Below are 25,182 nucleotides of genomic sequence, written 5' to 3'. Positions count from 1 at the left end.
TGTCGTGTTGTGGGGCAAGAGCGTTTTGCTTACTTTTGCGCTGTTCAAAAGTGAGCCGCTGTAAGAGCGGAACCAATAGATGCCGTTACCGAAATAACGGATATACACACCGTCAAAACAGAGGCACACCCCATGCTCCAGTTGATCCTCGGCGGCGCCCGCTCCGGCAAAAGCCGCCTGGCTGAAAAACTCGCCACCGACAGCGGCCTAAGCGTCACCTACATAGCGACCAGCCAACCCCTGGACGGCGAAATGACCGCACGCGTCGCCCACCACCGCGAGCGGCGCCCGACCGAATGGGGCCTGATCGAAGAGCCCATCGAACTGGCCCGTGTCCTCAAGGAAAACGCCACCCCGAACCATTGCCTGCTGGTCGACTGCCTGACCTTATGGCTCACCAACCTGCTGATGCTCGAAGACCCCGACCGTCTCAACCACGAGCGCGAGGCCCTGCTACAAACCCTGGCCACCCTCCCGGGAGAAATCATTTTTGTCAGCAACGAGACCGGAATGGGTGTCGTCCCGCTGGGCGAATTGACTCGCCGCTATGTCGATGAAGCCGGTTGGCTGCATCAAGCCTTGGCCGAACGTTGTCAGCGCGTTGTCCTGACCGTCGCCGGCCTGCCCCTGACTTTGAAAGGTACTGCGTAATGACCGACACCTGGTGGCTCAACCCCTGCAAGGCGATCGACCCCCAAGCCCACGAACAAGCCCTGGCCCGTCAGCAGCAACTGACCAAACCCGCCGGCTCCCTCGGCCAGTTGGAAGCCGTGGCCGTCCAACTGGCCGGCCTCCAGGGCCAGGTCAAACCCAGCGTCGACCACCTGTGGATCGCGATCTTTGCCGGCGACCACGGCGTCGTCGCCGAAGGTGTCTCCGCCTTCCCCCAGGAAGTCACTGGCCAGATGCTTCACAACTTCGTCACCGGTGGCGCCGCCATCAGCGTGCTTGCGCGCCAACTCGACGCCAAGCTGGAAGTGGTCGACCTCGGCACCATCACCCCGACGTTGAACCTGCCGGGCGTCCGCCACCTGAATATCGGTCTCGGCACCGCCAACTTCGTCAACGGCCCGGCAATGACCGAAGCCCAGGGCCAACTGGCGCTGCAAGCCGGCCGCGACAGCGTGCACCGCGCTATCACCAGCGGTGCGCAACTGTTTATCGGCGGCGAAATGGGCATTGGCAACACCACCGCCGCCAGTGCCCTGGCCTGCGCGCTGCTGGATTGCCAGGTCAGTGACTTGACCGGCCCCGGCACCGGCCTGAACGCCCAGGGTGTCAGCCATAAGGTCGCCGTCATCGAGCGCGCCCTTGCGCTGCACGCCAGCGACCGCGACGACGCACTGAAAACCCTGTTCAACCTCGGCGGCTTTGAGATTGCCGCACTGGTCGGTGCCTATCTGGCCTGTGCCCAAGAAGGTGTCGTGGTGCTGGTGGACGGTTTTATCTGCACCGTCGCCGCCTTGGTCGCGACGCGCCTGAACCCCGGCTGTCGTGAATGGCTGCTGTTCGGCCACCGCGGTGCCGAGCCCGGCCATCGTCACGTGCTGCAAAGCCTCAACGCCGAGCCTTTGCTGGAACTCGGGCTGCGCCTGGGTGAAGGCAGTGGCGCCGCGCTCGCTGTGCCGTTGCTGCGCCTGGCCTGCGCGCTGCACGGGCAGATGGCGACCTTCGCCGAAGCAGCCGTAGCGGATCGCCCGGCATGACTTTGCGCCTGGACCTGCTGCGCCACGGCGAAACCGAACTGGGCGGCGGCTTGCGCGGCAGCCTGGACGATGCGCTCACGGCCAAGGGCTGGGAGCAGATGCGTGAGGCGGTGGTGGCGCAGGGCCCTTGGGAGCGTCTGGTCAGTTCGCCGCTGCAACGTTGTGCGCGGTTTGCCGAGGAGTTGGGCACGCGCCTGAACCTGCCGGTCACCCTCGAAAAGGATCTGCAGGAACTGCACTTCGGCGCCTGGGAAGGGCAGAGCGCTGCAGCCTTGATGGAAACCGACGCCGACGCGCTGGGCCTGTTCTGGGCTGATCCCTACAGTTTTACGCCGCCGCAGGGCGAGCCGGTTTCGCAGTTCTCCGCGCGTGTTTTGGGGGCTGTCGGCCGCTTGCATCAAGCCTATGCCGGCCAGCGAGTGCTGCTGATCAGCCATGGTGGAGTCATGCGTTTGCTGCTGGCCCAGGCGCGTGGTCTGCCGCGTGAGCAACTGTTGAATGTCGAAGTCGGCCATGGTGGCCTGTTCAGCCTGCAGGTCGAGGCGGATGGCGTATTAAGGGAAGGACGCTGAGCATGTTGCCGTTCTGGATCGCCTTGCAGTTTCTCAGCAGCCTGCCGATTCGCTTGCCGGGCATGCCGCAACCCCAGGAACTGGGGCGTTCGTTGCTGTTTTATCCGGTGGTGGGGCTGCTGTTCGGGCTACTGCTGTGGGGCTTGAACGCCGTGTTGATGGGCGCGCCATTGCTGCTGCACGCCGCGCTGCTCTTGACCGCGTGGGTGTTGCTCAGTGGCGGCCTGCACCTGGACGGCCTGGCCGACAGCGCCGACGCCTGGCTCGGTGGCTTCGGTGACCGCGAGCGCACCCTGACCATCATGAAAGACCCGCGCAGCGGCCCGATCGCGGTGGTCACCCTGGGCCTGGTGTTGCTGCTCAAATTCACCGCGCTGGTGGCATTGATCGAGCAGCACAACGGCGCTGCGCTGATCCTTGCACCGTTGATTGGCCGCGCTTCAATGCTGGCGCTGTTTCTTACCACGCGCTATGTGCGCGCCGGTGGTCTGGGGCAGGCCCTGGCGGATCATTTGCCACGGATCGTCGGCCAACAGGTGCTGATCCTCAGTGGTCTGGCGTGTATCTTGATCGGCGGTTTCAGTGGCGGGATTGCCGTGCTGGTGGCTGCCCTTTGTTTTATCGGCTTGCGCCAATTGATGGTCAATCGCCTCGGCGGCACCACCGGCGACACCGCCGGCGCGCTGTTGGAGCTGCTGGAAGTGGCGGTGTTGATCAGTCTGGTGCTGTAACACTTTCTTGCATTTCATTAATCCCGGGTATATACACGCTCCATGATTGCCTCCCAATGTTTATGCACAAACCTGCGTCGCGCCGCTCGTGGCGTCAGCAGGCATTACGACGGCGCTCTCGACGGCTTCGGGATCAACGTTGCCCAGTATTCTTTGCTGTGTAATCTGCAGCGCCTCGATCAACCGAGCATTTCCAGCCTGGCCGACGCCATGGGCCTGGATCGCAGCACGCTGGGGCGCAACCTGCGGGTGCTGGAAGGCGAGGGCCTGGTGCAGTTGGTGGAGGGCGATGACTTGCGCAACCGCCTGGTCTTGCTGACCGAGGCGGGTATCGAACGGCTCGCCGCCGCATTGCCGGCCTGGGAAGCGGCGCAGCAGAAATTGATTGATAAGTTGGGCGCCGAAAAGCGCGAAACCCTGTTGGCCTTGCTGGATGAACTCGCTTGACGCGAGTTTGTTCGATGATAAGCGGGTATATACCCGCGAACGGAGAATAAGAAATGACCTCGATGTGGCGCACCAGCGGCTGGATCCTTGTGGGGAGTGCGCTGATCCTCGCGTTGTCCCTCGGCGTGCGGCATGGCTTTGGCCTGTTCCTGGCGCCCATGAGTGCCGAATTCGGCTGGGGCCGTGAAACCTTTGCCTTTGCCATCGCCCTGCAAAACCTGATCTGGGGCCTGGCACAGCCGTTTACCGGCGCCTTGGCCGACCGCTTCGGCGCCGCCAAGGTGGTGATGATCGGTGGCGTGCTTTACGCGCTGGGCCTGGTGTTCATGGGCCTTTCGGATTCAGCGTGGTCGTTGTCCCTGAGTGCCGGGTTGCTGATCGGCATTGGCCTGTCGGGTACTTCGTTCTCGGTGATCCTCGGGGTGGTGGGGCGTGCCGTGGCGCCGGAAAAACGCAGCATGGCCATGGGTATCGCCAGCGCCGCCGGCTCGTTCGGCCAGTTCGCCATGTTGCCGGGCACCCTCGGTTTGATCGGCTGGCTTGGCTGGTCCGCCGCGTTGCTGGTGCTGGGCCTGATGGTGGCGCTGATCGTGCCGTTGGTGACCATGCTCAAGGACCGACCGTTGCCTGCGGTGGCTGGCCAGCAGACCTTGCGCGAAGCCTTGGGTGAGGCCTGCTCCCATTCAGGGTTCTGGCTGCTGGCGTTCGGCTTTTTTGTCTGCGGTTTCCAGGTGGTGTTTATCGGCGTGCACTTGCCATCGTACCTGGTGGACCAGCACTTGCCGGCCTCGGTGGGGACGACCGTGCTGGCATTGATCGGCCTGTTCAATATCTTTGGCACCTATACCGCCGGATGGCTCGGCGGGCGCATGTCCAAACCCCGTTTGTTGACCGGTTTGTACCTGCTGCGGGCGGTGGTGATCGTGATCTTCCTGTGGGCGCCGGTGACGCAGACCAGCGCCTACCTGTTCGGCATGGCGATGGGCTTCCTGTGGCTGTCCACGGTGCCACTGACCAACGGCACGGTCGCGACCTTGTTTGGTGTCAGAAACCTTTCCATGCTCGGTGGGATCGTGTTCCTGTTCCATCAACTGGGCTCGTTCCTCGGCGGCTGGTTGGGCGGGGTGGTCTATGATCGAACCGGCAGCTACGATTTGATCTGGCAGGTGGCAATCGTCCTGAGCCTGGTGGCAGCGGCGCTGAACTGGCCGGTGCGCGAGCGCCCGGTGGCACGTTTGCAGGCGAAAATGGGGGTGGCATGAATTCGACCTGGCATTGGCTCGGCGCAGCAGGAGCAGGACTCTTGCTGCTGCTGGCGTGGTGGGGCTGGCAACAGGGCGGCCTGGCATTGATGCAGTTGGGCATGGCGATCTGTTAAGTTCTGTGTCTGAGACTTTTCAAGGACACCTCACATGCAGATGCGCTGGTTCGCAGTACCCGCTCTGATGGTGGCTTTTGGCGGTGTCGCCATGGCTGCCGATTGCCCGCCGTTGCTTGAAGGCCAGTTGCCCAAGCTGCGCGCCAAGGAATCCATCGACCTGTGCCAGCGCTTTGCCGGCAAGCCGCTGCTGATCGTCAACACCGCCAGCTTCTGCGGGTTTGCGCCGCAGTTCAAAGGGCTTGAAGCGTTGTACCAGCGCTACAAGGGCCAGGGGCTGGAAGTGATTGGCGTGCCGTCCGATGACTTCAAGCAGGAAGCCAAGACCGGGGAGGAAACTGCCAAGGTTTGTTACGTTAATTACGGCGTGACCTTCACCATGACCGAACCACAGAAGGTCAAGGGCCCGGACGCGGTGCATCTGTTCAAGATCCTGGCGCAGCAGAGCAGTGCGCCGAAGTGGAATTTCTACAAGTACGTGGTGGACCGCCAGGGCAAGGTGATCGCCAACTTCTCCAGCCTGACCAAGCCGGATAGCCCGGACCTGGTCAAGGCGGTGGAAGACGCGTTGGCCTCCAAACCCTGATCACCGCCCACTAAAAAGCCCCGCCTCTTTTGCAAGAGTGCGGGGCTTTTTTGTGCCGCTTTACATCAGAACTTGTACGTCACGCCCAGGCCGAAACCGTTGGCGCTGTTTTCGTACTTGGCGCTGTAGGAACCCAGTGCGTTGGACTTGTTAACTTTTACCGGCTCTTCCTTCAGGTAGGAATAAGCCAGGTCAACAGTCATGTTATCCATCACGGCATAACCCAGGCCCACACTGAAGATGGTCCGGTCGCCAGTAGGAATACGTGGGGAACGGTCAGTGTTGTTGGTTGGCGACTGGTCGAAAGTCAGGCCGGTACGCAGTACCACTTGCTTGGTGACCTGGTACGAAGTACCAAGGGCGTAGGCCCAGGTGTCGTGCCAGTTCTGAGGTTCAGTGATAGTGCCGATGACCGACGGTGCGAGGAAGCCGTTGGCGCCCGTTACACCCTGGTTCTTGACAGTGATGTCTTTCAGGCGGCTCCAGCGGGTCCAGGTAGCACCGCCATAGAGTTTCCAGGCGTCAGTCAGGTCCTGGGTTACCGACAGGTCGTAAGACTCTGGCGTGTCGATGCTCAGCGAGGCGTCGTAGCGGCCACTGCCAATGGCACCGGCAGTCGGGGCAGGCGCTGTCACCTCGGTGTGGCCGTCAAGCTTGTAGCTGACCTTGGAGTGGTAGGTCAGGCCGACGCGCGTGGTATCGGTGGCCTGTACCAGTACGCCGACGTTGAAACCAATGGCGGTATCGTCGCCCTTGATCGTGACGTTGGTCGAAGGCACGGCAGGGTTCAGGGTCAGTTCGGACTCCAGCTTGCCGGAGATCCGGTTGATGGTAGGACCGAAACCGATGGAAACCCGGTCGTTGAATGCGTAGCTGACCGTTGGCTGCAGAGTGATTACAGATACTTTGCTGTAGCTGCCGAACCCGCTGCCCTGGAAGCCGCGTTCGTAATCAGTCACCAGGCCGAACGGTGCGTAAACACCAAAGCCGACAGCCCACTGATCGTTGAGTTTGTTGGTGTAGAAGCCGAACGGTACGCCGGTGAAGGGCACCATGTCGCCTTTGTTGGTGCCCCTGGAACGGCCGCCGGCATCTTTGATGTCGGTCGAGGCATCGATGGCTGCAACACCACCCGTGATTTGCTGGCCTTCAAGGCGAGCCATACCGGCAGGGTTGCCATAAACAGTGCTTGCGTTATCGGCAGATGAAGAACGTCCCGCAAAACCGGTACCCATCCCGGCAACGTCTTGTTCGTTGAGGGCGAAGCCGCTCGCGAACACGTGGGAGGATGCCATTGCAACGGCGAGGCTAAGTGTCGTCTTGAGCATTACTTTTTTCATTATTAGAACTCCGTGGTGATCACCGCTGCGGAAAGTAACAATAAATTTATGTTTGCGCTATAGGCTCAAACACAGGAGATAGAGCGGTTTTGTAGGACAATCCGACCAAAATCAACGTTTTTAGCCGAATCTTGCAAATCGCCCGGTCAACAGGCGACGTGATTCATGGGTGAAACACAGGTTTGCCAGGCCTGGGTGAAATCCCGGAGCCGGCCTTGAGGGTGAAATATTTCTTTCCAGATACGTGCCATCGCCAATACGTCGTCGGCCGGTGGCAGGTTTGGGCGGTGTTGTTCCACCAGCAGCCAGGCAATGGCGGTGGCGTAACGCAGGTTGACCGTCAGCTCAAGCTGCGGCCCGCTGAGGAAGGCATGCTGGCTGGCGAGTCCGCGTACCAGGCTGGCGCGCTCGGGGTCCAGCGCCAGGTAGTTATCCCACAGCGCGCGATGGCGCGGCTCGGTGATGCTGTAGAGGCCATGGCCGCGGCGGTCGTGCAGGGCTGAGCCGAGCGCCGACTGGCTGGCGGCGATGCCCAGCAGCAGGGATTCAGCCGTCTGGTTATGGCGACCCAGGTAAAGCAGGGTGGGCCGGATCACATAACGACACAATTCGCTGGCGGCGATGCCCATAAATGCCTCAATCCATGAAATTAATCGGCGATACCTGAGCGAGGGCTTGGCAGCGGTGAATCGGATCTCAGGTCCGCCGGAAGCGGATCATGCCGCTTGAGTTGAAGTGTAGTGTCATATTTACGATGTAAAGGACTGTTTTTAAAATATTTTCATCATTTAGTTATATCGTTTATATCAATTTAAACTTAGCGCGCCTGAATTTCAGGCAATAAAAAACCCCGGGTTTTAACCGGGGTTTTTGTGTTTCAGCGATTCGGGTCGATCAGGCAACCAGTGCCTGGCGAGTACGATCGATCACGGCCTGCAGCGGTTCTGCGCTGGAGTATTGATCGGGGTACAGGCGTTCGCTGTGACGAGCGATGCCGTGTTCGTTGACCAGGGTAAAGCTGAAGCAGCCTTTGCGAGCGGCCATGATCAGGCAGTTCATTGGTGCAAAAGCGTTGGTGAGGGTGCGAATGGCATCCTGAGTGTGGATTTGAGTGGACATATTATTGGTGTTCCTACAAATGACACGGTTAAGAACCGTGCAACGTTAAAACGTTCCAGTGACGTTGATCACCATTGATCGAACGAAGAACCCGACTGGAACAAAGCAGCCAGTTTGAAGCGCTATTAAGTTGGCGCGCTTGGGCTGGCAGGTAGGTACTTAGGAGGGCAGGCAACACAACAGGGGCAAAGGTTCTGGGCCCGGGGTGAAGATCCTGATCAATTTGCAGGTTGGTTCTTTCAGAGTATGGAAACTTCGCGACACCCTTTGCATTGTTCAAAGGCCGTGTCGTCGCAAGTGATACCTGGAAACCATCGAGGTGGTCGATCCCTTTTTGTCGGCGGTGCCGTGAGGGAGTTGTTCGACCAGAATTGACTTTCAGCTTGGTACTAACGCCGCGGATAGTAACGGATTGAAACGATGAAAGGAAGTGTGATAGGCAAAAAACTTTTCGGGTTCTGGGCCTGCGGTAACATTCCTTAGCCGCTGCCTGAGCAAAAAACGCGGTTGATATAACCGGCGAGTGGGTAGTTGTGCACATTGGTGGCGCCCTGTGTAACTGAACTGACATACGCCCCGCAAAGCGCCCGGGTGCCTGCAACTAAAATTTAAGTCAATGAAAAATCGAGCTTTTTTTTATTGGTGAAAAAATCGTCAGTTTGACTGCGGCCCCCGTTCCATGGGCCTTTGCGGGACTTACAGAACGGTTGTCCACTGAGTTATCCACAGCTTCTGTGGATTGTCCCAAGCGCTTGCTCTAGAACGGGCGTGCAGGCTTTTTTCAGCTTTACCTGTACGAAAAAAAGAGTAGAGTGGCGCGCCTTCCGTTCTGTCCCACAGTGCTTTATGAAGTTTCGCTCAGTATCACCTTCTGTTACCGACAGCCCTCAGGTTGTTACCGCACCCAAGCGTTTTTCCCTGAAAGTTGCCTTGTGGTTGCTCGACAGCCCGCGCCTGGGCCACAGCCCCAACGTCAAGCACTTCGCCGGGCATTTGCTCAAGCAACCCGCTCGTGCTGGCGTAGTAGTGGCGCAAAGCCGTCTGGGCCAGTTGATGTGCCGCGAGTGCGGCAATGCCCGCGACCGCCGTATCGGCCACGAACTGCTGCGCCAGGCCGCCCGCGCCGGTGACCGCATCGCCCAGCGTGAACTGGGCCAGATCGAAGACTGAGCTGTCCTCAATGCGCTGGCTTGGTTAACCTTCTTCTTTTCGGGTGACGGCAGGAATCGCTATGGCTTTTGACTGGACCAGTGTTGTGCTGGGTCTCGCCGCTGCTGGGTTGCCGCTGTTGGGGCTGTGCTGGCAGATTCAGCGCCGACTGAGCGCGCGAATGGCCGGCTGGGAATTGCTCGAAGAGCGCCTGGCCACCGCACAAATGGCCCAGGAAGGGCTCGCCGCGCAGTTGGACGCCAGCCGTGACGAAATCAGCGACCTGAGCCAGGCCAACGCTGCCAAACAGGCTGATTTGGCCGCCGTGCGCCGGGAAGTCGAACTGCTGCAGATCGACCGTGACAACGCCCGCGACGCCGCCCACGCCTGGAACCTCGACCGTTCCGCCAAGGAAACCGAATTGCGCCGCCTGGATGCCTTGTCCGCGTCCCTGCGCGCCGAACTTCGCGAGCAACAGGAAAGCCATCAGCAACGCCTCAGTGACCTGCAAGGTTCCCGTGATGAGCTGCGCGCGCAGTTCGCTGAACTCGCCGGGAAGATCTTCGACGAGCGCGAGCAACGCTTCGCCGAAACCAGCCAGCAGCGCCTCGGCCAATTGCTCGACCCGCTCAAGGAGCGCATCCAGTCGTTCGAAAAGCGCGTCGAAGAAAGCTACCAGAGCGAAGCCCGCGAGCGGTTCTCCCTGGCCAAGGAGCTGGAGCGCCTGCAACAGCTGAACCTGCGCCTGTCCGATGAAGCCACCAACCTGACCCGCGCCCTCAAGGGCCAGAAAACCCAGGGCAACTGGGGCGAGTTGATCCTGGAGCGGGTGCTGGAACATGCCGGTCTGGAAAAGGGCCGCGAGTACCAGACCCAGGTCAACCTCAAGGGCCCGGACGGCGAACGCTTCCAGCCCGACGTGTTGATCATGCTGCCGGGGGACAAGCAGGTAGTGGTGGACTCCAAGGTCAGCCTGACCGCCTATCAACAGTACGTCGCCGAGGACGACCAGGCGATCGGCCAGGCAGCCCTCAAGCAGCACGTACTGTCCTTGCGCAACCACGTCAAAGGCCTGGCCGGCAAGGACTACAAACGTCTGGAAGGCCTGCACAGCCTGGATTTCGTGCTGCTGTTCGTGCCCATTGAAGCCGCATTTTCGGCGGCGCTTCAAGCCGAGCCGAACCTGTTCCAGGAAGCCTTCGACCGCAACATCGTGATTGTCAGCCCGACCACGTTGTTGGCCACCTTGCGGGTGATCGACAGCCTGTGGAAACAGGAACGGCAAAGCCAGAACGCCCGGGAAATTGCCGAGCGCGCCGGTTGGCTGTACGACAAGTTCGTGCTGTTTATCCAGGACCTGGACGAGGTAGGCAACCGCCTGCAGCAGCTGGATAAAGCCTACAGTGCAGCGCGCAACAAGCTGACCGACGGACGCGGAAACCTGGTGAGCCGTACCGAGCAACTGAAGCTGCTCGGCGCCCGCGCCAGCAAAAGCCTGCCGGCCGACTTGCTGGAACGGGCGATGACCGATGAAGACGGCGTGGCGCAGTTGCCAGAATAGTCACCGGTCTCTGTGGGAGCTGGCTTGCCTGCGATGCAGACACCTCGTTCCTCCAGATACACCGAGGCGATGCCATCGCAGGCAAGCCAGCTCCCACATGGGCTAAAGCGGCAGGTGCCGGCTCAACAAGGCCCGCAACGCCGCCGGCTTCACCGGCTTGGCCAGGTAATCCAACCCTGCCGCATGCACCTGGGCCACCATCTCCGGCCGCCCGTCGGCACTGATCACCACACCCGGAATCGGCTCTGCCAGTTGTGCCCGCAGCCAGCCCATCAACTCGGTGCCGGTCTCGCCGTGGTCGAGGTGGTAATCCACCAGGGCCAGTTGCGGCCGCACACCCTCGGCCAGCAACGCGGCACATTGCGCCTGGTCGCGGGCGGTCCAGACTTCACAGCCCCAGCGCGTGAGCAAACTGCGCATGCCGATCAGGATGCTTTCTTCGTTATCCACACACAGCACCTGTGCACCGCTCAACGGCTGGCCGCTTTCCTGCGCCGGCTTGGCAGGCGCGCTGACCTGAGTGCGCGCCAACGGCACACGCACGCTGAACACGCTGCCCTTGCCCGGCCATGAACGCACGCTCAAGCGGTGCCCGAGCACGCGGCACAGGCCATCGGCAATCGCCAGGCCCAGTCCCAGGCCTTTCTCGGCACGGGTCTGGTGACTGTCCAGGCGTTTGAATTCCTCGAAGATGACTTTTTGCTTGTCCTGGGGAATCCCGGGACCACGGTCCCATACTTCCAGGCACAACTCGCCGCGACGGCGCCGCACACCCAATAGCACCGGCCCGTCGGCATACCGGAACGCGTTGGTGAGGAAATTCTGCAACACCCGCCGCAGCAATTTGATGTCGCTGTCGACCCGCAAACGGCTGCCCCGCAGGCGGAAGCGCAAACCCTGCTCCTGAGCCAGAGCCTTGAACTCGGCGCCTAGCGTATCGAACAGTTCATTGAGCACGAAGGGCTGGCGCTGCGGATTGATCTTGCCGTTTTCCAGGCGGGAAATATCCAGCAGATCGCTGATCAGGTCTTCCGCCGAACGCAACGAGCTGTCCAGATGCTGCACCAACTGCCGGGCATCCGGCGACATGCCGTCGTTCTGGTGGGAGAGGGCGGCAGAGAACAGCCTTGCGGCGTTCAACGGTTGCATCAAGTCGTGACTGACCGCTGCGAGGAACCGGGTTTTCGACTGGCTGGCGGTCTCGGCCACGCCCTTGGCATCGGTCAGCGCGACGTTGAGTTGCGACAGTTCGTGGGTTCGCTCGGTCACCCGCTGTTCCAGGCCTTCATTGGCCTCGGTCAACGCCTGCTCGGCTTCGCGGAACGCGGTGATGTCGGTGAAGCTCATCACAAACCCGCCACCCGGCATCGGGTTGCCGATCAGTTCGATCACCCGGCCATTGGGAAACAGCCGCTCGGAGGTATGCGCACGGCCCTGGCGCATCCAGTGCAGGCGGCGCGCCACGTGCACTTCGGCCTCGCCCGGGCCGCACAGCCCGCGCTCGGCGTTGTAGCGAATGATGTCGGCTATCGGCCGGCCCACACTGATCAGGCCTTCGGGGTAATTGAACAGCTCCAGGTACCGCCGGTTCCACGCCACCAGCCGCAGGGACTGGTCGACCACGCTGATGCCCTGGGTGATGTTTTCGATGGCGCCTTGCAGCAGTGCCCGGTTGAACTGCAGCACTTCCGACGCTTCGTCGGCGATGCGAACTACGTCCTCCAACTGCATTTCCCGGCCTTCAATGGCGGCTTTCACCACCGCCCGGGTCGACGACGCACCGAGCACGCCGGCCAACAGGCGTTCGGTGTGGGCAATCCAGTCATTGTCAGCGTTCTGGTTGGGGTTAAACCCTTTGCCTTGGCGATAGGCGAAGCGCACAAAACTCTGGTGCGCCCGTTCTTCACCGACAAACCGCGCTGCGAGGCTGAGCAAATCATTGATCTGCACCGAAAGCATTGAGCGGGCGCTGGCCCGCTGGCTGATTTCCTGGCCAATAAAACGCCCGGCCTGCCAATGTTCCGACACGCGCGTGCGGGACAGCATTGAGACCCACACAAACAGTGTGAAGTTACCCGCCAGGGAAAATACGGTGCCCAGCGTCAGAGAAGTTACAGACAAGCCCAGCGGGTGCGAATGCAGCCACGTCATGCCCGGGAAAAGGCTGAACGACCAGCCGAGACTTTTCGCGGTGACCGGCAGGACCAAGGTGTAGAACCACAGGAACGTACCCGCCGCCAATCCGGCAAACACGCCGCGCCGGTTGGCCTGTTTCCAGTACAGCGCACCCAGCATCGCCGGTGCCAGCTGGGTCACGGCGGCGAACGCAATCTGGCCAATGGTTGCAAGGCTGGCGGAGGACCCCAGCAGCCGGTAACTGACGTAAGCCAGCAGCAGGATGATGACAATGCTCACCCGGCGTACCGACAGCATCCAGTGACGGAACACTTCGAACGGCCGCTCGGCACTGGAACGGCGCAGCAGCCAAGGCAGCAGCATGTCGTTGGAGACCATGGTCGACAGGGCGATGCTCGCGACGATCACCATGCCCGTAGCCGCCGAGGCGCCGCCGATAAACGCCAGCACGGCGAGCGCCGGATGGGCTTCGGCCAACGGCAGGCTGATCACGTAGGAATCCGGCAATACCGAACCCGGCAGCAGCATCTTCCCGCCGAGGGCAATCGGGATCACAAACAGGGCGGCCAGGATCAGATAGGCCGGGAATACCCACTTGGCCAGGCGCAGGTCCTGGGGGTCGATATTTTCCACCACGGTGACATGGAATTGCCGGGGCAGGCAGATGATCGCCATCATCGCGACGCCGGTCTGCACCACCATCGAGGGCCAGTTGACGGTCTCTTTCCAGTATTCCTCCAGCCGTGGCGCGAGCATCGCCTGGCTGAACAAATCGTCGAAACCGTCGTACAGGCCGTAGGTCACAAACGCACCGACGGCGAGAAACGCGAACAGCTTGACCAAGGATTCAAAGGCAATCGCCAGCACCATGCCGCGGTGGTGTTCCGTGGCGTCCAGGTTGCGAGTACCGAACACAATGGTGAACAACGCCAATACCAGCGACACGATCAGCGCCGTGTCCTGGGAGCGGGTGCCGGTAGTGTCGGCGCTGGCGCCGATCAGCAGGTTCACCCCCAGCACGATGCCTTTGAGTTGCAAGGCTATATAAGGCAGGACGCCCACCAGGCAGATCAGCGCCACCACCACCGCGAGGGATTGGGATTTGCCGTAACGGGCGGCGATAAAGTCGGCGATGGAGGTGATGTTTTCCTGCTTGCTGATCAGCACCATCTTCTGCAGGACCCACGGCGCGAGCACCAACAGCAGCACCGGTCCCAGGTAGATCGGTAAAAACGCCCACAACTGTTCGGCTGCCTGGCCTACAGCACCAAAGAATGTCCAACTGGTGCAATACACCGCCAGCGACAGGCTGTACACCCAGGCACGCATCCGCGGCGGCAGCGGCGCATGGCGACGGTCACCGTAAAAGGCGATGGCAAACATAATGGCCATATAGGCCAGGGCAACGGCGGCGATCAGCCCGCTGGACAGCGTCATGAGAACTCCAGACATAAGAACGCCCGGGCATTCCCGGCCCGGGCGAACAGTCTCGCATGATGCTTGGCGTTAGTCAGTGTCGACCAAGGTCGGAGCGTGGTGTGATGTCGCAGCGTTGGTTCAGGCGCCGAAACCGCCGTCGATGGTCAGGCTGGCGCCGGTGATGTAGCCGGCCTCAGGGCCTGCCAGATAGGCGACGAAACTGGCGATCTCTTCTACATGGCCATAACGGCCCACGGCCATGAAGCCGATCAGGCTTTCGGCGAAATCACCGCTTGCCGGGTTCATGTCGGTGTCCACCGGGCCTGGCTGCACGTTATTGATGGTGATGCCCCGTGGGCCCAGGTCGCGGGCCAGGCCTTTGGTCAGGCCGACCAGCGCCGATTTGCTCATGGCGTACGGGCCGCCACCGGCAAACGGCATGCGATCGGCATTGGTGCTGCCGATGTTGATGATGCGGCCACCTTCGCCCATGTGCCGCGCGGCTTCCTGGGTGGCGACAAATACGCTGCGTACGTTGATGGCGAGGGTGCGGTCGAAGTCTTCCAGCTTGAAATCTTCCAGCGGGCCGACGGCCAGCACGCCTGCGTTGTTGACCAGGATATCCAGGCGCCCGAAGGCTTCGACGGTGGCGTTGACGGCGCTGCGGATGGCGGCTGCGTCGGCGCTGTCAGCGTGGATCGCCAGGGCTTTGCCGCCTTCGCTGATCACGCTGTTCTGCAATGCTTCGGCCTTGGCGGCCGAGCTGACATAGGTGAACGCGACGGCTGCGCCTTGGGCGGCCAGGCGCTTGACGATGGCGGCGCCGATACCGCGAGAACCGCCCTGGATCAAGGCGACTTTGCCGCTGAGGTTCTGTGTGGTCATGTCGATCTCCAAAAGGTGTGTTGAGGTTGGAGTCGAGTATCGACCTCACCCGGCGCGCCCGGTAGACCGTGATTGCTATAGTCTGTGTAAACCAAAAGTTTAGAGTGGGGCGATATGGAAAGCTTTGGCAGTATCGAATGCTTCGTGCGCAGCGCCGAAGGCGGCAGTTTTGCCGAAGCTGCCCGGCACCTGAGCCTGACCCCGGCGGCCGTGGGCAAAAGTGTGGCCAAGCTGGAGGCGCGCCTGGGTGTGAGGCTGTTCCAGCGCAGTACCCGGCGCCTGACGCTGACTGAGGCCGGCAAGCTCTTCCTCGAAGAAGTCAGCGGCAGCCTCACCACCATTCAAAACGCCGTGGCTAACCTGGCCAGTGCCGAAGGGCGGCCAGTGGGCACGCTGAAAGTGAGCATGGGCACGGTGTTCGGCAACCGTTATGTGGTGCCGTTGCTGGGGGAGTTTCTAAAGCGCTTTCCTGATATCAACCCCGACTGGCATTTTGATAACCGCCAGGTGGACCTGATCGGCCAGGGCTTCGATGCCGCGATCGGCGGTGGTTTTGAGCTGCCCCAGGGCGTGGTCGCGCGCAAGCTGGCGCCGGCGCACCGGATCCTGCTGGCCTCACCGGAATACCTCGCCAAACGCAAGCCGGTGGTCGTGCCCGAGGACTTGTCTGTGTGCAACGGCATCCTGATCCGCTCACCGCAAACCGGCCGCGTGCGTTCGTGGCAACTCACCCACCGCACGCGCGAACAACGCCCGCTGGTGCTCAAGCCGCGCATGACCATGAGCGACTCGGGCGCTGCCTGCTGCGCCAGTGCCCAGGGCCTGGGGATTGCGCTGGTCAGCATGCCGATGGCGGTGCCGTATCTGGACAGCGGCCAACTGGTGCGAGTGCTGCCCGACTGGTACGTCGACGACGGCAACATCTCGCTGTACTACGCCGAACACAAGCTGCTGCCCGGCAAGACCCGGGCGTTTGTGGATTTCATCCTGGAGCAGTTTGTCGAACGCGAGTTGGGGCGGCGGTTCAGCGCCATTTGATCCTTGTGGGGATCAAAGTGTGGGAGCGGGCTTGCTCGCGAAGGCGGTGTGACAGTCACCACATGCATCGACTGATCCACCGCTTTCGCGAGCAAGCCCGCTCCCACATTTTGGATCTTCAATGTCCGAACTTTCCGGGCCAGCCGATCACTTTCTTCGGCCTCGGCGTCGCATACGTGCGTATCTTCGAGGTCGACAGCCCCAACCGCACCAGGCCTTCGGCAATGGTGACCGCCGAGGTCACACCGTCCACCACCGGCACACCCGTGCGGTAGCGAATCTGCTCATCCAGCCCGGCCATGCCGCCGCAGCCCAGGCAGATCACTTCGGCCTTGTCTTCGCTGATCGCCAATTCAGCCTGGCGCACGATGGCCTCCATGGCCCGCAGCGGGTCTTCCTCCAGTTCCAATACCGCCATGCCGCTGGCCCGTACCGACGCGCACCGCTGATATAAGCCGGCCAGTTTCAGCCGGTCCTCGATCAGCGGCACGGTGCGGTCCAGAGTCGTCACCACGGAGTAGGCATGTCCGAGGAACATCGCGGTGCTGGCGGCCGCTTCGGTGATGTCCACCACCGGCACGTTGAGCAACTCCTGCAAGCCTTCGCGGCCATGTTCGCCGTAGCCGGCCTGGATTACCGCATCGAACGGCTGGTCGTAAGCCATCACCCGGTCCATCACCGCGATGGCCGCCAGGTAGCTTTCGAAATTGCCTTCCACCGATTCGGCACCGAAAAACGGAGTCAGGCCGACGATCTCGGTGCCGGGGGACGCCACCGCCCGTGCCTGTTTGGCGATGGCCTCGGTGATGGACTCGGTGGTGTTGACGTTGACCACAAGGATGCGCATGGAATGTCCTTACTTAATGACTGACGTTATCGACTGCAATGCTTTCGCCGCTCACATCGGCGTAGTACGGCTGGCGCTTGGCGAACAGCAGGTACAGCAGCCCTGCAATACCGGCGCCAATCAGCCAGGAGAAGGGCGAGACGAGGGCGAAACCGGGCAGCAGGGCCAGGAGAATGGCGATCACCGCGGCAGGAATGAAGGCCGCCACGGCGCGCAAATTGATCCCGCGGCTGTAGTAATAAGCGCCATTCGGGTCTTCGCTATACAGCTGCGGCACGTCCACCTGGCTTTTGCGGATCAACCAGTAGTCGACCATGATCACCCCGTACAACGGCCCCAGCAGTGCGCCCAGCCCTGAGAGGAAATACACGATCACCAGCGGGCTGTTGTAGAGGTTCCACGGCAGGATCAACACCGCCACGGTGGCGCTGATCAGCCCGGCGCGGCGGAAGTTCAGGTACTTGGGCGCCAGGTTGCTCAGCACAAAGGCCGGCGCGACGAAGTTGGCCATGATGTTCACCGCCACGGTCACAATCAGGAACGCCAGGCAGCCCAGCACCAGGAAGAATGTGTTGGGTATCGCCGCAATGATTTCCGTAGGGCTCTCGATCACCCGGCCATTGAGGTGGAACTGCCCGCCGCACAGCAGCACGGTGATGGCCGCGAACACCAGGATATTCACCGGCAGGCCCCAGAAGTTGCCGACCTTGATGGTCTTGCGGCACGGCGAGGAGCGGGCGAAGTCGCAGAAATTCAGGATCAGCGTGCCGTAGATCGCCAGCCACAGCGCGCCGCCGGCAAAGATATTGCGCCACATCTCACCACCGGTCAGCGGCTCGCGGATCGACCAGGCGATCTGGCCGCCGGCCTGGAAATACATCCAGCCGGCCAGGGACGCTACTGTCAGCAGAATCACCGGCCCGGCGAAGGCTTCATAGCGGCGCACCATCTCCATCCCATAGGCGAGGATGGCGAGCTGCACAAACCAGATCGCCACAAAACACGCCCAGCCCAGGGTGGACAGGCCGAGGATCGAGTTGTGGTCGTAGTCGGCAAAACCTGGATGAACCGCTGTCAATAGCACGCGGAAAACCACCGAGGCCAGGTAGGTCTGTATCCCGAACCAGGCAATCGCGATCACCGCACGAATCAGTGCCGGGATCTGCGCACCATGGATGCCAAAACTGATGCGGCTGATCACTGGAAACGGTACGCCGGTCTTCTGCCCCATATAGCCCGACAGGTTCATGAAGAAGTACACCAGCGCCGCGCCGATCCCCAGGGACAGCAGAATCTGCCAGCCACCCAGGCCCAGCGCATACAGGCCGATGGCGAAGGAGTAGTTGGCGATGTTGTGCACATCGTTGGTCCACAAGGCAAAGATGCTGTAGCGGCCCCAGCGCCGGCCTTCGGCCTTGGTAGGCGCCAGGTCCTTGTTGTGCAGGCGCGGGCTGAGGACCAACGGGCCGGGGCTCGTGGCCTCGGGGTTCAGGGTGGAGGAGGGCAGATCCAGTGCGATGTTATTGGAGAGACTTGTACGCATTCCGGCAGGCTCCTGGACATCAGCAGGAGAGCGGCTGATGTCAAAGTGTATGTATCTTTTTTATTAATTGTATACAAAGTGTGTTTTGCCTTAAGCCACATGCGTGCCAGATTTTCGCCGGGTGAAATACACGGCGATTTGGTTTTTAGCGTGATTGGAAATAACAGACTGAATTTAAAGCGATATAAATTGACCGTTTGAACAGCTATTTATTTTGTAGCGCAGAGAGGGGCGGGGATTTTAGAAGAGGTGTGACGAGGGAGGATGTAACTTTTCGGTGCAGGATCTTATAAGTGCACACAAAAATGGCACCGATGGTGACATTTCTGTGTACAGGATTCTGGCTAAGGCGTTACGCCTTGCTGATGATGTTCCCGGCGTGCAACCCGCATTCTTTTTGGGTTGCTTCTTCCCACCACCAACGGCCTTCGCGTTCGTGCTGGTTCGGCAGTACCGGACGGGTGCACGGCTCACAGCCGATGCTGATAAAACCGCGCTCGTGCAGGCTGTTGTACGGCAACTCCAGCATGCGGATGTAACCCCATACTTCCTCACTGGTCATCTGCGCCAGCGGGTTGAACTTGTACAGGGTGCGTTCCGGGGTGGAAAAAGCCGTATCGATTTCCAGCGCGGCCACCTGGCTGCGGGTGCCGGGGCTCTGGTCGCGGCGCTGGCCGGTGGCCCAGGCGCTCACACCGGACAGCTTGCGGCGCAGCGGTTCGATCTTGCGCACGCCACAGCACTCGCCATGGCCGTCCTTGTAGAAACTGAACAGGCCCTTTTCCTTGACGAAGGGTTCCAGCTTGCTCTGGTCCGGCGAGATCAGTTCGATGTCGATCTTGTAGAACTCACGCACCTGCTCGATAAACCGGTAGGTCTCCGGGTGCAGGCGACCGGTGTCGAGGCTGAACACCTTGACGTTCTTGTTCAGCTTCCAGGCCATGTCTACCAGCACCACGTCCTCGGCACCGCTGAAAGAGATCCACAGGTCGTCGCCAAACTGGCTGAAGGCCAGCTTGAGAATGTCCTGGGCGGATTTGTTGGCGTAAGTCGCGGCGAGTTCAGCGACGTCGAAGGCTTGGTTCATCAGGACGGTTCCTACAGGTCAGTGGCGCTGAGCGCTCTATAGGGGGGCGATGGTAACAAAATCCCGCCTGCGTTGCGGCGGCCAGCGTGAATCGCTAGAGTTCGGCAGTCCTTTTGCTCGCTCAACTCAATAACTTTAAATGGGAGTGTCTTGTGGAAATTGCCTGTCTCGACCTGGAAGGGGTGCTGGTTCCGGAAATCTGGATCGCCTTCGCCGAAAAAACCGGTATTGAAGCCTTGCGGGCCACCACCCGGGACATCCCCGACTACGACGTGCTGATGAAACAGCGCCTGCGCATTCTTGATGAGCATGGGCTGAAGCTCTCGGACATCCAGGAAGTGATCGCCACCCTCAAGCCGCTGGACGGCGCCATCGAGTTCGTCAATTGGCTGCGCGAGCGCTTCCAGGTGGTGATCCTGTCTGACACCTTCTATGAGTTCTCCCAGCCGCTGATGCGCCAACTGGGTTTCCCGACCTTGCTGTGCCACCGGTTGATCACCGACGAGAGTGACCGGGTGGTGAGCTACCAGCTGCGTCAGAAAGATCCCAAGCGTCAGTCGGTGCTGGCCTTCAAGACCCTGTACTACCGCGTGATTGCCGCTGGTGATTCCTACAATGACACCACCATGCTGGGTGAGGCCGACCGTGGGATTCTGTTCCACGCGCCGGAGAACGTGATTCGCGAGTTCCCGCAGTTCCCGGCGGTGCATACGTTTGAGGATTTGAAGAAGGAGTTCATCAAGGCGTCGAATCGTTCGTTGAGCCTGTAAGTTCTTTGGCGTGGCTGACGCCTTCATCGCAGGCAAGCCAGCTCCCACATGTTGACCGCGCTCCCCTGTGGGAGCCGGGCTTGCTCGCGATGGGGCCGGAGTGGCCACTGCACAGCCTAGACCCCTGCCAGCAAACTCTCATAAGGAATGCGCAATCTCGGAAATCTTTCCTGACAAGTAGGCAGTCGTTTCATGTGATCCTTCACAGACGGCTGGTGGACGGTTGAAACCGGACGCTATCCTCCGGCTTCGACCCCGTCTACTTCGGTACTGATTCAGGTCTTTTCCGCTGCCTGGCTCCGCGTCGCAGAGCCAGGGAGGGCTGCGTGCTACAGGCTTTCCAAGGTTTGTAACAACACCCGCACCTTGGTCATCGACTCCTGATACTCCGCCTGCCACTCCGAGTCCGCGACAATCCCGCCGCCGCCCCAGCAGCACACCTGACCATCCTTGACCAACAGGCTGCGAATGGCGATGGAGCTGTCCATCTCGCCGCGCACGTCCAGATACACCAGCGAACCGCAATACAACCCGCGCCGGGTCGGCTCCAGCTCGTCGATGATCTGCATCGCGCGAATCTTCGGTGCGCCGGTGATGGAGCCGCCGGGGAAGCTGCCGGCGATCAGGTCGAGGGCGTCTTTATCGTCGGCCAATTCGCCGGTCACGCTGCTCACCAGATGATGCACGTTGGGATAGCTTTCCAGGCTGAACAACTCCGGGACCCTCACCGAGCCGGTGCGGCAGGTGCGGCCCAGGTCGTTGCGCAGCAGGTCGACGATCATCAGGTTTTCGGCACGATCCTTGGGGCTGGCCAGCAATTCAGCGGCGTTGGCTGCATCTTCCTCGGGCGTCGCCCCCCTTGGCCGGGTGCCCTTGATCGGGCGGGTTTCCACCTGGCGCTGGCTGATTTTGACGAAGCGTTCCGGCGACAAGCTCAACACTGCGCCGTCGTCCGGCAGGCTCTGGAACCCGGAAAACGGCGTCGGGCACGCTTCGCGCAAGGCGCAGTAGGCCACCCACGGATCGCCACTGCACGGGGCACGGAAACGTTGGGCAAAGTTGACCTGGTAGCAGTCACCCGCCTGGATGTAATCCTGGATGCGGGCGAGTGCGTGTTTGTAGGTGTCGGCTGTCACGTCCGGGGCCATTGGGCCTTGCAGCTTGAAGGTGGCCGATGCGCTGATGGTCGGCTGACCGAACAAGGTAATCAGGCGTTGCCGTTCGCTTTCCGCCAGTTTGGGATGGAACACCAGTTGGCTGGTCTGCGCCTGGTGATCGCTGATTAAGGCCCAGGCGTACAGGCCAAAGCGTGCATCCGGCAGGTGCAGGTCGTCCACCGCCAGGTGCGGCAGGTGCTCAAGATGACGACCGAAGTCGTAGCTCAGGTAGCCGATGAGGCCGCCGGCAAACGGCAGTTCGTAGGGCGCGGGGATCGTGGCTTCACCCAGCAACGTCAGGTTTTCCCGCAGGCGCTGTAGGAAATCACTGCCGCTTTCGTCGGGCAGTACCGCCAGGGTCGTCTCGGGCCAGGCGCTCAGCAGGTCATAACGGCCGCGCTCGGCCGCCGGTCGGCCACTGTCCAGCAGCACCGCGCCGGGCGCATGGCGGATTGCTGCAAAGTATTCGGCAGGGTTGGCCCGGTAGGGCAGCGGGTGTACGGAGCAGGTCACTGGGTTTATCCCTCGACCGCCGGAATATGCCCAAACATTTCCTGCACAAACTTAACCCGTTCCTCCGGTGTTTCCGTTACGCCCGCCGCCTTCAGCTCTTCCAGTCGAGCCTCCACGGCATGGGTGCGCAAGGTCAGGCCGCAGTCGTTGGCAATCTGGATGTTCAGCCCCGGGCGAGCGTTAAGTTCCAGGATCAACGGACCCTTTTCCTGGTCCAGCACCATGTCCACGCCGATATAGCCCAGGCCGCACAGCTCGTAGCAGCCGGCGGCGAGCTTCATGAACCCGTCCCAGTTGGGCAGTTGCACGCCGTCCACCGCATTGGTGGTGTCGGGGTGCTTGGTGATGATGTTGTTCAGCCAGGTGCCGCGCAGGGTCAGGCCGGTGGCGAGGTCGACACCCACGCCAATCGCGCCCTGGTGCAGGTTGGCCTTGCCGCCGGACTGGCGGGTGGGCAAGCGCAGCATGGCCATCACCGGGTAGCCCATCAGCACAATGATGCGGATGTCCGGTACGCCTTCGTAGCTGATGCTCTTGAAGATCTGGTCGGGCACCACCCGGTATTCGATCAGTGCCCGGTCCCGGTGGCCGCCGAGGGAATACAGGCCGGTGAGGATGCTGGAAATCTGATGCTCGATTTCTTCATGGCTGATGATCTTGCCGGAGACGGTCCGGTAGCGCCCTTCAAAACGGTCGGCGATCACCAGGATACCGTCACCACCGGCGCCCTGGGCCGGCTTGATCACGAAGTCGCTGCGCCCGCCGATGATCTCGTCGAGCTTGTCGATTTCCTTCTCGGTGGAAATGACCCCGTACATTTCCGGCACGTGGATGCCGGCGGCCATGGCCCGTTCCTTGGTGATGATCTTGTCATCGACGATCGGATACAGGCTGCGCTTGTTGTACTTGAGCACGTAGTCGGCATTTCGCCGGTTGATGCCCATGATCCCCCGCGCTTCCAGGGCCTTCCAGGTCTTCCAGAAGCCGAACATTACGAGTCAGCCTTGAGGAAGGCCTTGAAACGCACCAGTTCGGTCAGGCGGTAGCCGCGATAACGACCCATGGCCAGCATGAAGCCCACCAGGATCAACAGGATCGCCGGGAAGGTGAACACGAAGTAGATCAGTTCCGGCACGCTCATGATGATGTGCGCCAGGGAAGCGGCGAACAGCGTGCCGATCGCGACTTTCATCGCATGGCCGCCACCGCGTTCTTCCCAGGTGATCGACAGGCGTTCGATGGTCATGGTCAGGATCACCATCGGGAACAGTGCCACCGACAACCCGCGCTCCAGGCCGAGCTTGTGGCTGAACAGACTGATGGCGGCGATCAGCACCACCACGAAGGTCAGCACCACCGAGAGCCTCGGCAGCATCTGCAGCTTCAAGTGTTCCAGGTAAGACCGAAGCGACAGCCCCAGCGCCGTAATAATGGTGAACAGCACAATCCCGAAGCCCAGCTGTGTCTCTCGGAACGCCAGGGCAATCAGCACCGGGGTAAACGTGCCAAGGGTCTGCAGGCCGATCAGGTTGCGCAGGATCAGGATCACCAGCACGCCAATCGGGATCATCACCATGATCATGAAGGTCTGCTGGGTTTGCAGCGGCAGGCCGTACAGCGAGTACTCGAGGAAGTTGGCGTCGGTGTTTTCGTCCGTCAGCTTGGCCAGGCGAATCGCGTTCATTTCGCTGTTGTTGAGGCTGAAGGTCACCATGGCCTTCTTGCCGCCGTCGACGGTGATCAGGTTTTCATCACCGGTCCACCACAGCAGGCGGTCGGCCGGCAGGCCTTGCTCGCCGGTGTCGGGGTTGAAGTACAGCCAGTCGTTGCCATTGAAACTGCGCAGCCAGAGTTCCGGGGTTTGCGGCTGGTCGGCCACCAGGCGGATGGTGTGGACCTTTTCCACCGGCACATGGGCGATGGACAGCAGCAACTCGACGATCTTGGCCTTGTGCGGCGTCGACGGGTCGCCCGCCAGCAGCAGCTTCACGTTGTCGTCGTTGAGGTTGTTGGTGCGCTTGATGGCTTCGCTGATAAAGGTCTCGACGTCGGCCGAGTGCTGGCGGATCGGCGCCAGCAGGGCTTCGGCGGCGATTTTTTCCGGGCCTTCGACGGCGATGCTGTCGCGGAAGGTCGGGCCCTTGACCTTGATCTTTTCACCGCTGTAACGCTTGGTCAGCACCAGGCGGTAGTAGAGGGTCTGGTTGCCCTTGGCCCGGCGTGCCGACCAGGTGACCTTGCGGTTGCCGTCGAGGCGATTGACGCTGACGCCGTAGTTATTCGAGATAAAGCTTTCATTCAGGCTGACGAAGTCGCGGCTCAGGGGCGGCACGAACATCTGGATTTTCACCGGGTCCTTGGCGCTGGCGACGAACTCGACCTTGGCGTCGATGTTCCACAGGTCGTCGGTGGCGTCCTCGGTGACGGGAATCCCCAGCACGAAAATCTGATAGGCGGTGACCGAAATGCCCAAGACCACCAAAACGGCGATCAGGATTTTCAGGTGCAGATTAAGAGAGCGCATTCAAATTACTCAGCGGTATGAGCGTCGGAGGCGCAGGCAGGTTTGCCCGCCGCGTATTTAAGACTGGGGTCGACCAGCGCATCAAAGCGTTTCAGCGCTTCGGAGCCGATCAGCAGCGGGTATTGGAAGGCGCTGCGGTCAGTCAAGTTCACTTCGATACTGCGTAAAGCGGTGCCCATGCAGATGTCCAGGGCGATGACTGGACGGGCGGTGTAGTTCTTGTCTTCATCGGGGTCGTAGTCACCGGCGCGGCGCTTGATCTTGCTCACGCGGGCCAGGGGACGCTCGATGGGGTGGGAGTGTGCGGTGTCGATGGCCAGGTAGAAGCGCACCCAGGACTCGCCGTTGCGCTTGAAGCGCTTGATGTCGCGGGCGCTCAAGGACGCGGTCTTGGCCCCGGTGTCGAGCTTGGCGGCCACTTCCAGGTCAATGCCGGCCAACTTGGCGTATTCATTGAGTCCATAAACGGTCTTCTCGGCAGCAACGCCAAGGCCCGGGATAAACAGTAGAAGCAAAAGGGGGAAGGGCTTGAGTCTCATAAATCCTGACGCGGTGCAGTGCGATGTTCAATTCAAGGCGACTGGCATTGCTGCGCAAGCTCCCTCGTGCGCCTTTTCATCCAGGGATGTGAGGCAAAAGTGGCCGGCATTCTAACATGAAGGTTTTCTGGCGCC

Annotated in this window: 23 protein-coding genes; 11 read left to right on the top strand and 12 right to left on the bottom strand. The window is 61.1% G+C overall.

The window, feature by feature from the left end; genetic code table 11:
- The first annotated feature begins 132 nt into the window (after nt 1–132).
- The 7 genes from cobU (at nt 133) to HX824_RS03935 (ending at nt 5,420) form a co-directional block, all read left to right on the top strand.
- The gene (cobU, locus tag HX824_RS03965; RefSeq protein ID WP_177054152.1) at nt 133–651 is read left to right on the top strand and encodes a bifunctional adenosylcobinamide kinase/adenosylcobinamide-phosphate guanylyltransferase; all 519 of its coding nucleotides are present in this window, start codon (nt 133–135) and stop codon (nt 649–651) included.
- A complete protein-coding gene (cobT, locus tag HX824_RS03960; RefSeq protein WP_008432703.1) occupies nt 651–1,706 on the top strand; it encodes a nicotinate-nucleotide--dimethylbenzimidazole phosphoribosyltransferase in 1,056 nt (351 codons plus the stop codon). The genes cobU and cobT overlap by 1 nt, the downstream gene beginning before the upstream one ends.
- Complete coding sequence (gene cobC, locus HX824_RS03955; protein ID WP_003214921.1) at nt 1,703–2,278, top strand: alpha-ribazole phosphatase family protein; 576 nt, start codon at nt 1,703–1,705, stop codon at nt 2,276–2,278. Before cobT ends, cobC begins: the two co-directional genes overlap by 4 nt.
- Nucleotides 2,279–2,280: 2 nt before the next feature.
- Entirely contained in the window at nt 2,281–3,009 is a 729-nt protein-coding gene (locus HX824_RS03950; protein ID WP_003214923.1) for an adenosylcobinamide-GDP ribazoletransferase, read from the top strand.
- Nucleotides 3,010–3,051: 42 nt separating this feature from the next.
- Nucleotides 3,052–3,456: a MarR family winged helix-turn-helix transcriptional regulator gene (locus tag HX824_RS03945; RefSeq protein WP_177054151.1), complete on the top strand. Its 405-nt coding sequence runs from the start codon at nt 3,052–3,054 to the stop codon at nt 3,454–3,456.
- 62 nt (nt 3,457–3,518) lie between these two features.
- A complete protein-coding gene (locus HX824_RS03940; RefSeq protein WP_177008978.1) occupies nt 3,519–4,718 on the top strand; it encodes an MFS transporter in 1,200 nt (399 codons plus the stop codon).
- Between the two features lie 150 nt (nt 4,719–4,868).
- Nucleotides 4,869–5,420, top strand: coding sequence for a glutathione peroxidase (locus HX824_RS03935; protein WP_008432697.1), 552 nt, complete (start codon nt 4,869–4,871; stop codon nt 5,418–5,420).
- Nucleotides 5,421–5,485: 65 nt separating this feature from the next.
- On the opposite strand, the gene HX824_RS03930 is transcribed toward HX824_RS03935, so the two are convergent.
- From HX824_RS03930 to HX824_RS03920, 3 genes are all read right to left on the bottom strand, one after another.
- Entirely contained in the window at nt 5,486–6,760 is a 1,275-nt protein-coding gene (locus tag HX824_RS03930; protein ID WP_026078188.1) for an OmpP1/FadL family transporter, read from the bottom strand.
- Between the two features lie 146 nt (nt 6,761–6,906).
- The gene (locus HX824_RS03925; RefSeq protein WP_087695206.1) at nt 6,907–7,389 is read right to left on the bottom strand and encodes a hypothetical protein; all 483 of its coding nucleotides are present in this window, start codon (nt 7,387–7,389) and stop codon (nt 6,907–6,909) included.
- A gap of 265 nt (nt 7,390–7,654) precedes the next feature.
- Nucleotides 7,655–7,879: a hypothetical protein gene (locus HX824_RS03920; RefSeq protein WP_003214941.1), complete on the bottom strand. Its 225-nt coding sequence runs from the start codon at nt 7,877–7,879 to the stop codon at nt 7,655–7,657.
- Nucleotides 7,880–8,725: 846 nt separating this feature from the next.
- Between HX824_RS03920 and HX824_RS03915 the strand changes: the two genes are divergently transcribed.
- Nucleotides 8,726–9,049, top strand: coding sequence for a sel1 repeat family protein (locus HX824_RS03915; protein ID WP_023659092.1), 324 nt, complete (start codon nt 8,726–8,728; stop codon nt 9,047–9,049).
- A 175-nt stretch (nt 9,050–9,224) separates the two neighbouring features.
- Nucleotides 9,225–10,589 carry a DNA recombination protein RmuC gene (rmuC, locus tag HX824_RS03910; protein WP_177054155.1) on the top strand — a complete coding sequence of 455 codons (1,365 nt, stop codon included), beginning with the start codon at nt 9,225–9,227 and terminating at the stop codon, nt 10,587–10,589.
- Between the two features lie 102 nt (nt 10,590–10,691).
- Here the strand turns inward: rmuC and HX824_RS03905 are convergent, their stop codons facing one another.
- Both HX824_RS03905 and HX824_RS03900 read right to left on the bottom strand, forming a co-directional pair.
- Nucleotides 10,692–14,162 carry a PAS domain-containing hybrid sensor histidine kinase/response regulator gene (locus HX824_RS03905; protein ID WP_003214948.1) on the bottom strand — a complete coding sequence of 1,157 codons (3,471 nt, stop codon included), beginning with the start codon at nt 14,160–14,162 and terminating at the stop codon, nt 10,692–10,694.
- 120 nt (nt 14,163–14,282) lie between these two features.
- Nucleotides 14,283–15,029 (bottom strand): 3-oxoacyl-ACP reductase family protein, encoded by a 747-nt coding sequence (locus tag HX824_RS03900; RefSeq protein ID WP_003214950.1) that lies wholly within the window; start codon nt 15,027–15,029, stop codon nt 14,283–14,285.
- Nucleotides 15,030–15,143: 114 nt separating this feature from the next.
- On the opposite strand from HX824_RS03900, the gene HX824_RS03895 reads away from it, so the two are divergent.
- Nucleotides 15,144–16,067 (top strand): LysR family transcriptional regulator, encoded by a 924-nt coding sequence (locus HX824_RS03895; protein WP_008432691.1) that lies wholly within the window; start codon nt 15,144–15,146, stop codon nt 16,065–16,067.
- Nucleotides 16,068–16,185: 118 nt separating this feature from the next.
- On the opposite strand, the gene HX824_RS03890 is transcribed toward HX824_RS03895, so the two are convergent.
- The 3 genes from HX824_RS03890 to HX824_RS03880 form a co-directional block, all read right to left on the bottom strand.
- Nucleotides 16,186–16,914 carry an aspartate/glutamate racemase family protein gene (locus tag HX824_RS03890; RefSeq protein ID WP_003214954.1) on the bottom strand — a complete coding sequence of 243 codons (729 nt, stop codon included), beginning with the start codon at nt 16,912–16,914 and terminating at the stop codon, nt 16,186–16,188.
- 13 nt (nt 16,915–16,927) lie between these two features.
- Nucleotides 16,928–18,457, bottom strand: coding sequence for an NCS1 family nucleobase:cation symporter-1 (locus tag HX824_RS03885; protein WP_008432689.1), 1,530 nt, complete (start codon nt 18,455–18,457; stop codon nt 16,928–16,930).
- Between the two features lie 352 nt (nt 18,458–18,809).
- Nucleotides 18,810–19,544, bottom strand: a complete 735-nt coding sequence (locus HX824_RS03880) for a phosphoadenylyl-sulfate reductase (protein WP_003214958.1) — start codon at nt 19,542–19,544, stop codon at nt 18,810–18,812.
- Nucleotides 19,545–19,696: 152 nt separating this feature from the next.
- On the opposite strand from HX824_RS03880, the gene thrH reads away from it, so the two are divergent.
- Nucleotides 19,697–20,314 carry a bifunctional phosphoserine phosphatase/homoserine phosphotransferase ThrH gene (thrH, locus tag HX824_RS03875; RefSeq protein ID WP_177054150.1) on the top strand — a complete coding sequence of 206 codons (618 nt, stop codon included), beginning with the start codon at nt 19,697–19,699 and terminating at the stop codon, nt 20,312–20,314.
- Nucleotides 20,315–20,643: 329 nt separating this feature from the next.
- On the opposite strand, the gene pabB is transcribed toward thrH, so the two are convergent.
- The 4 genes from pabB to HX824_RS03855 are packed head-to-tail and all read right to left on the bottom strand — an operon-like array spanning nt 20,644 to nt 25,047.
- On the bottom strand, nt 20,644–21,984 hold the full coding sequence (gene pabB, locus HX824_RS03870; protein WP_177054149.1) for an aminodeoxychorismate synthase component I: 1,341 nt from the start codon (nt 21,982–21,984) through the stop codon (nt 20,644–20,646).
- Between the two features lie 5 nt (nt 21,985–21,989).
- A complete protein-coding gene (locus HX824_RS03865) occupies nt 21,990–22,976 on the bottom strand; it encodes an alpha-L-glutamate ligase-like protein (protein WP_003214969.1) in 987 nt (328 codons plus the stop codon).
- Nucleotides 22,976–24,508 (bottom strand): inactive transglutaminase family protein, encoded by a 1,533-nt coding sequence (locus HX824_RS03860; RefSeq protein ID WP_008432680.1) that lies wholly within the window; start codon nt 24,506–24,508, stop codon nt 22,976–22,978. Before HX824_RS03860 ends, HX824_RS03865 begins: the two co-directional genes overlap by 1 nt.
- A 5-nt stretch (nt 24,509–24,513) precedes the next feature.
- Nucleotides 24,514–25,047 (bottom strand): ATP-dependent zinc protease, encoded by a 534-nt coding sequence (locus HX824_RS03855; RefSeq protein WP_023659091.1) that lies wholly within the window; start codon nt 25,045–25,047, stop codon nt 24,514–24,516.
- Nucleotides 25,048–25,182 lie beyond the last annotated feature (135 nt).

The organism is Pseudomonas sp. D4002 (genome assembly GCF_013385665.1).
Taxonomy (GTDB): Bacteria; Pseudomonadota; Gammaproteobacteria; order Pseudomonadales; family Pseudomonadaceae; genus Aquipseudomonas.
This window is presented reverse-complemented; position numbering and strand designations above follow the sequence as displayed.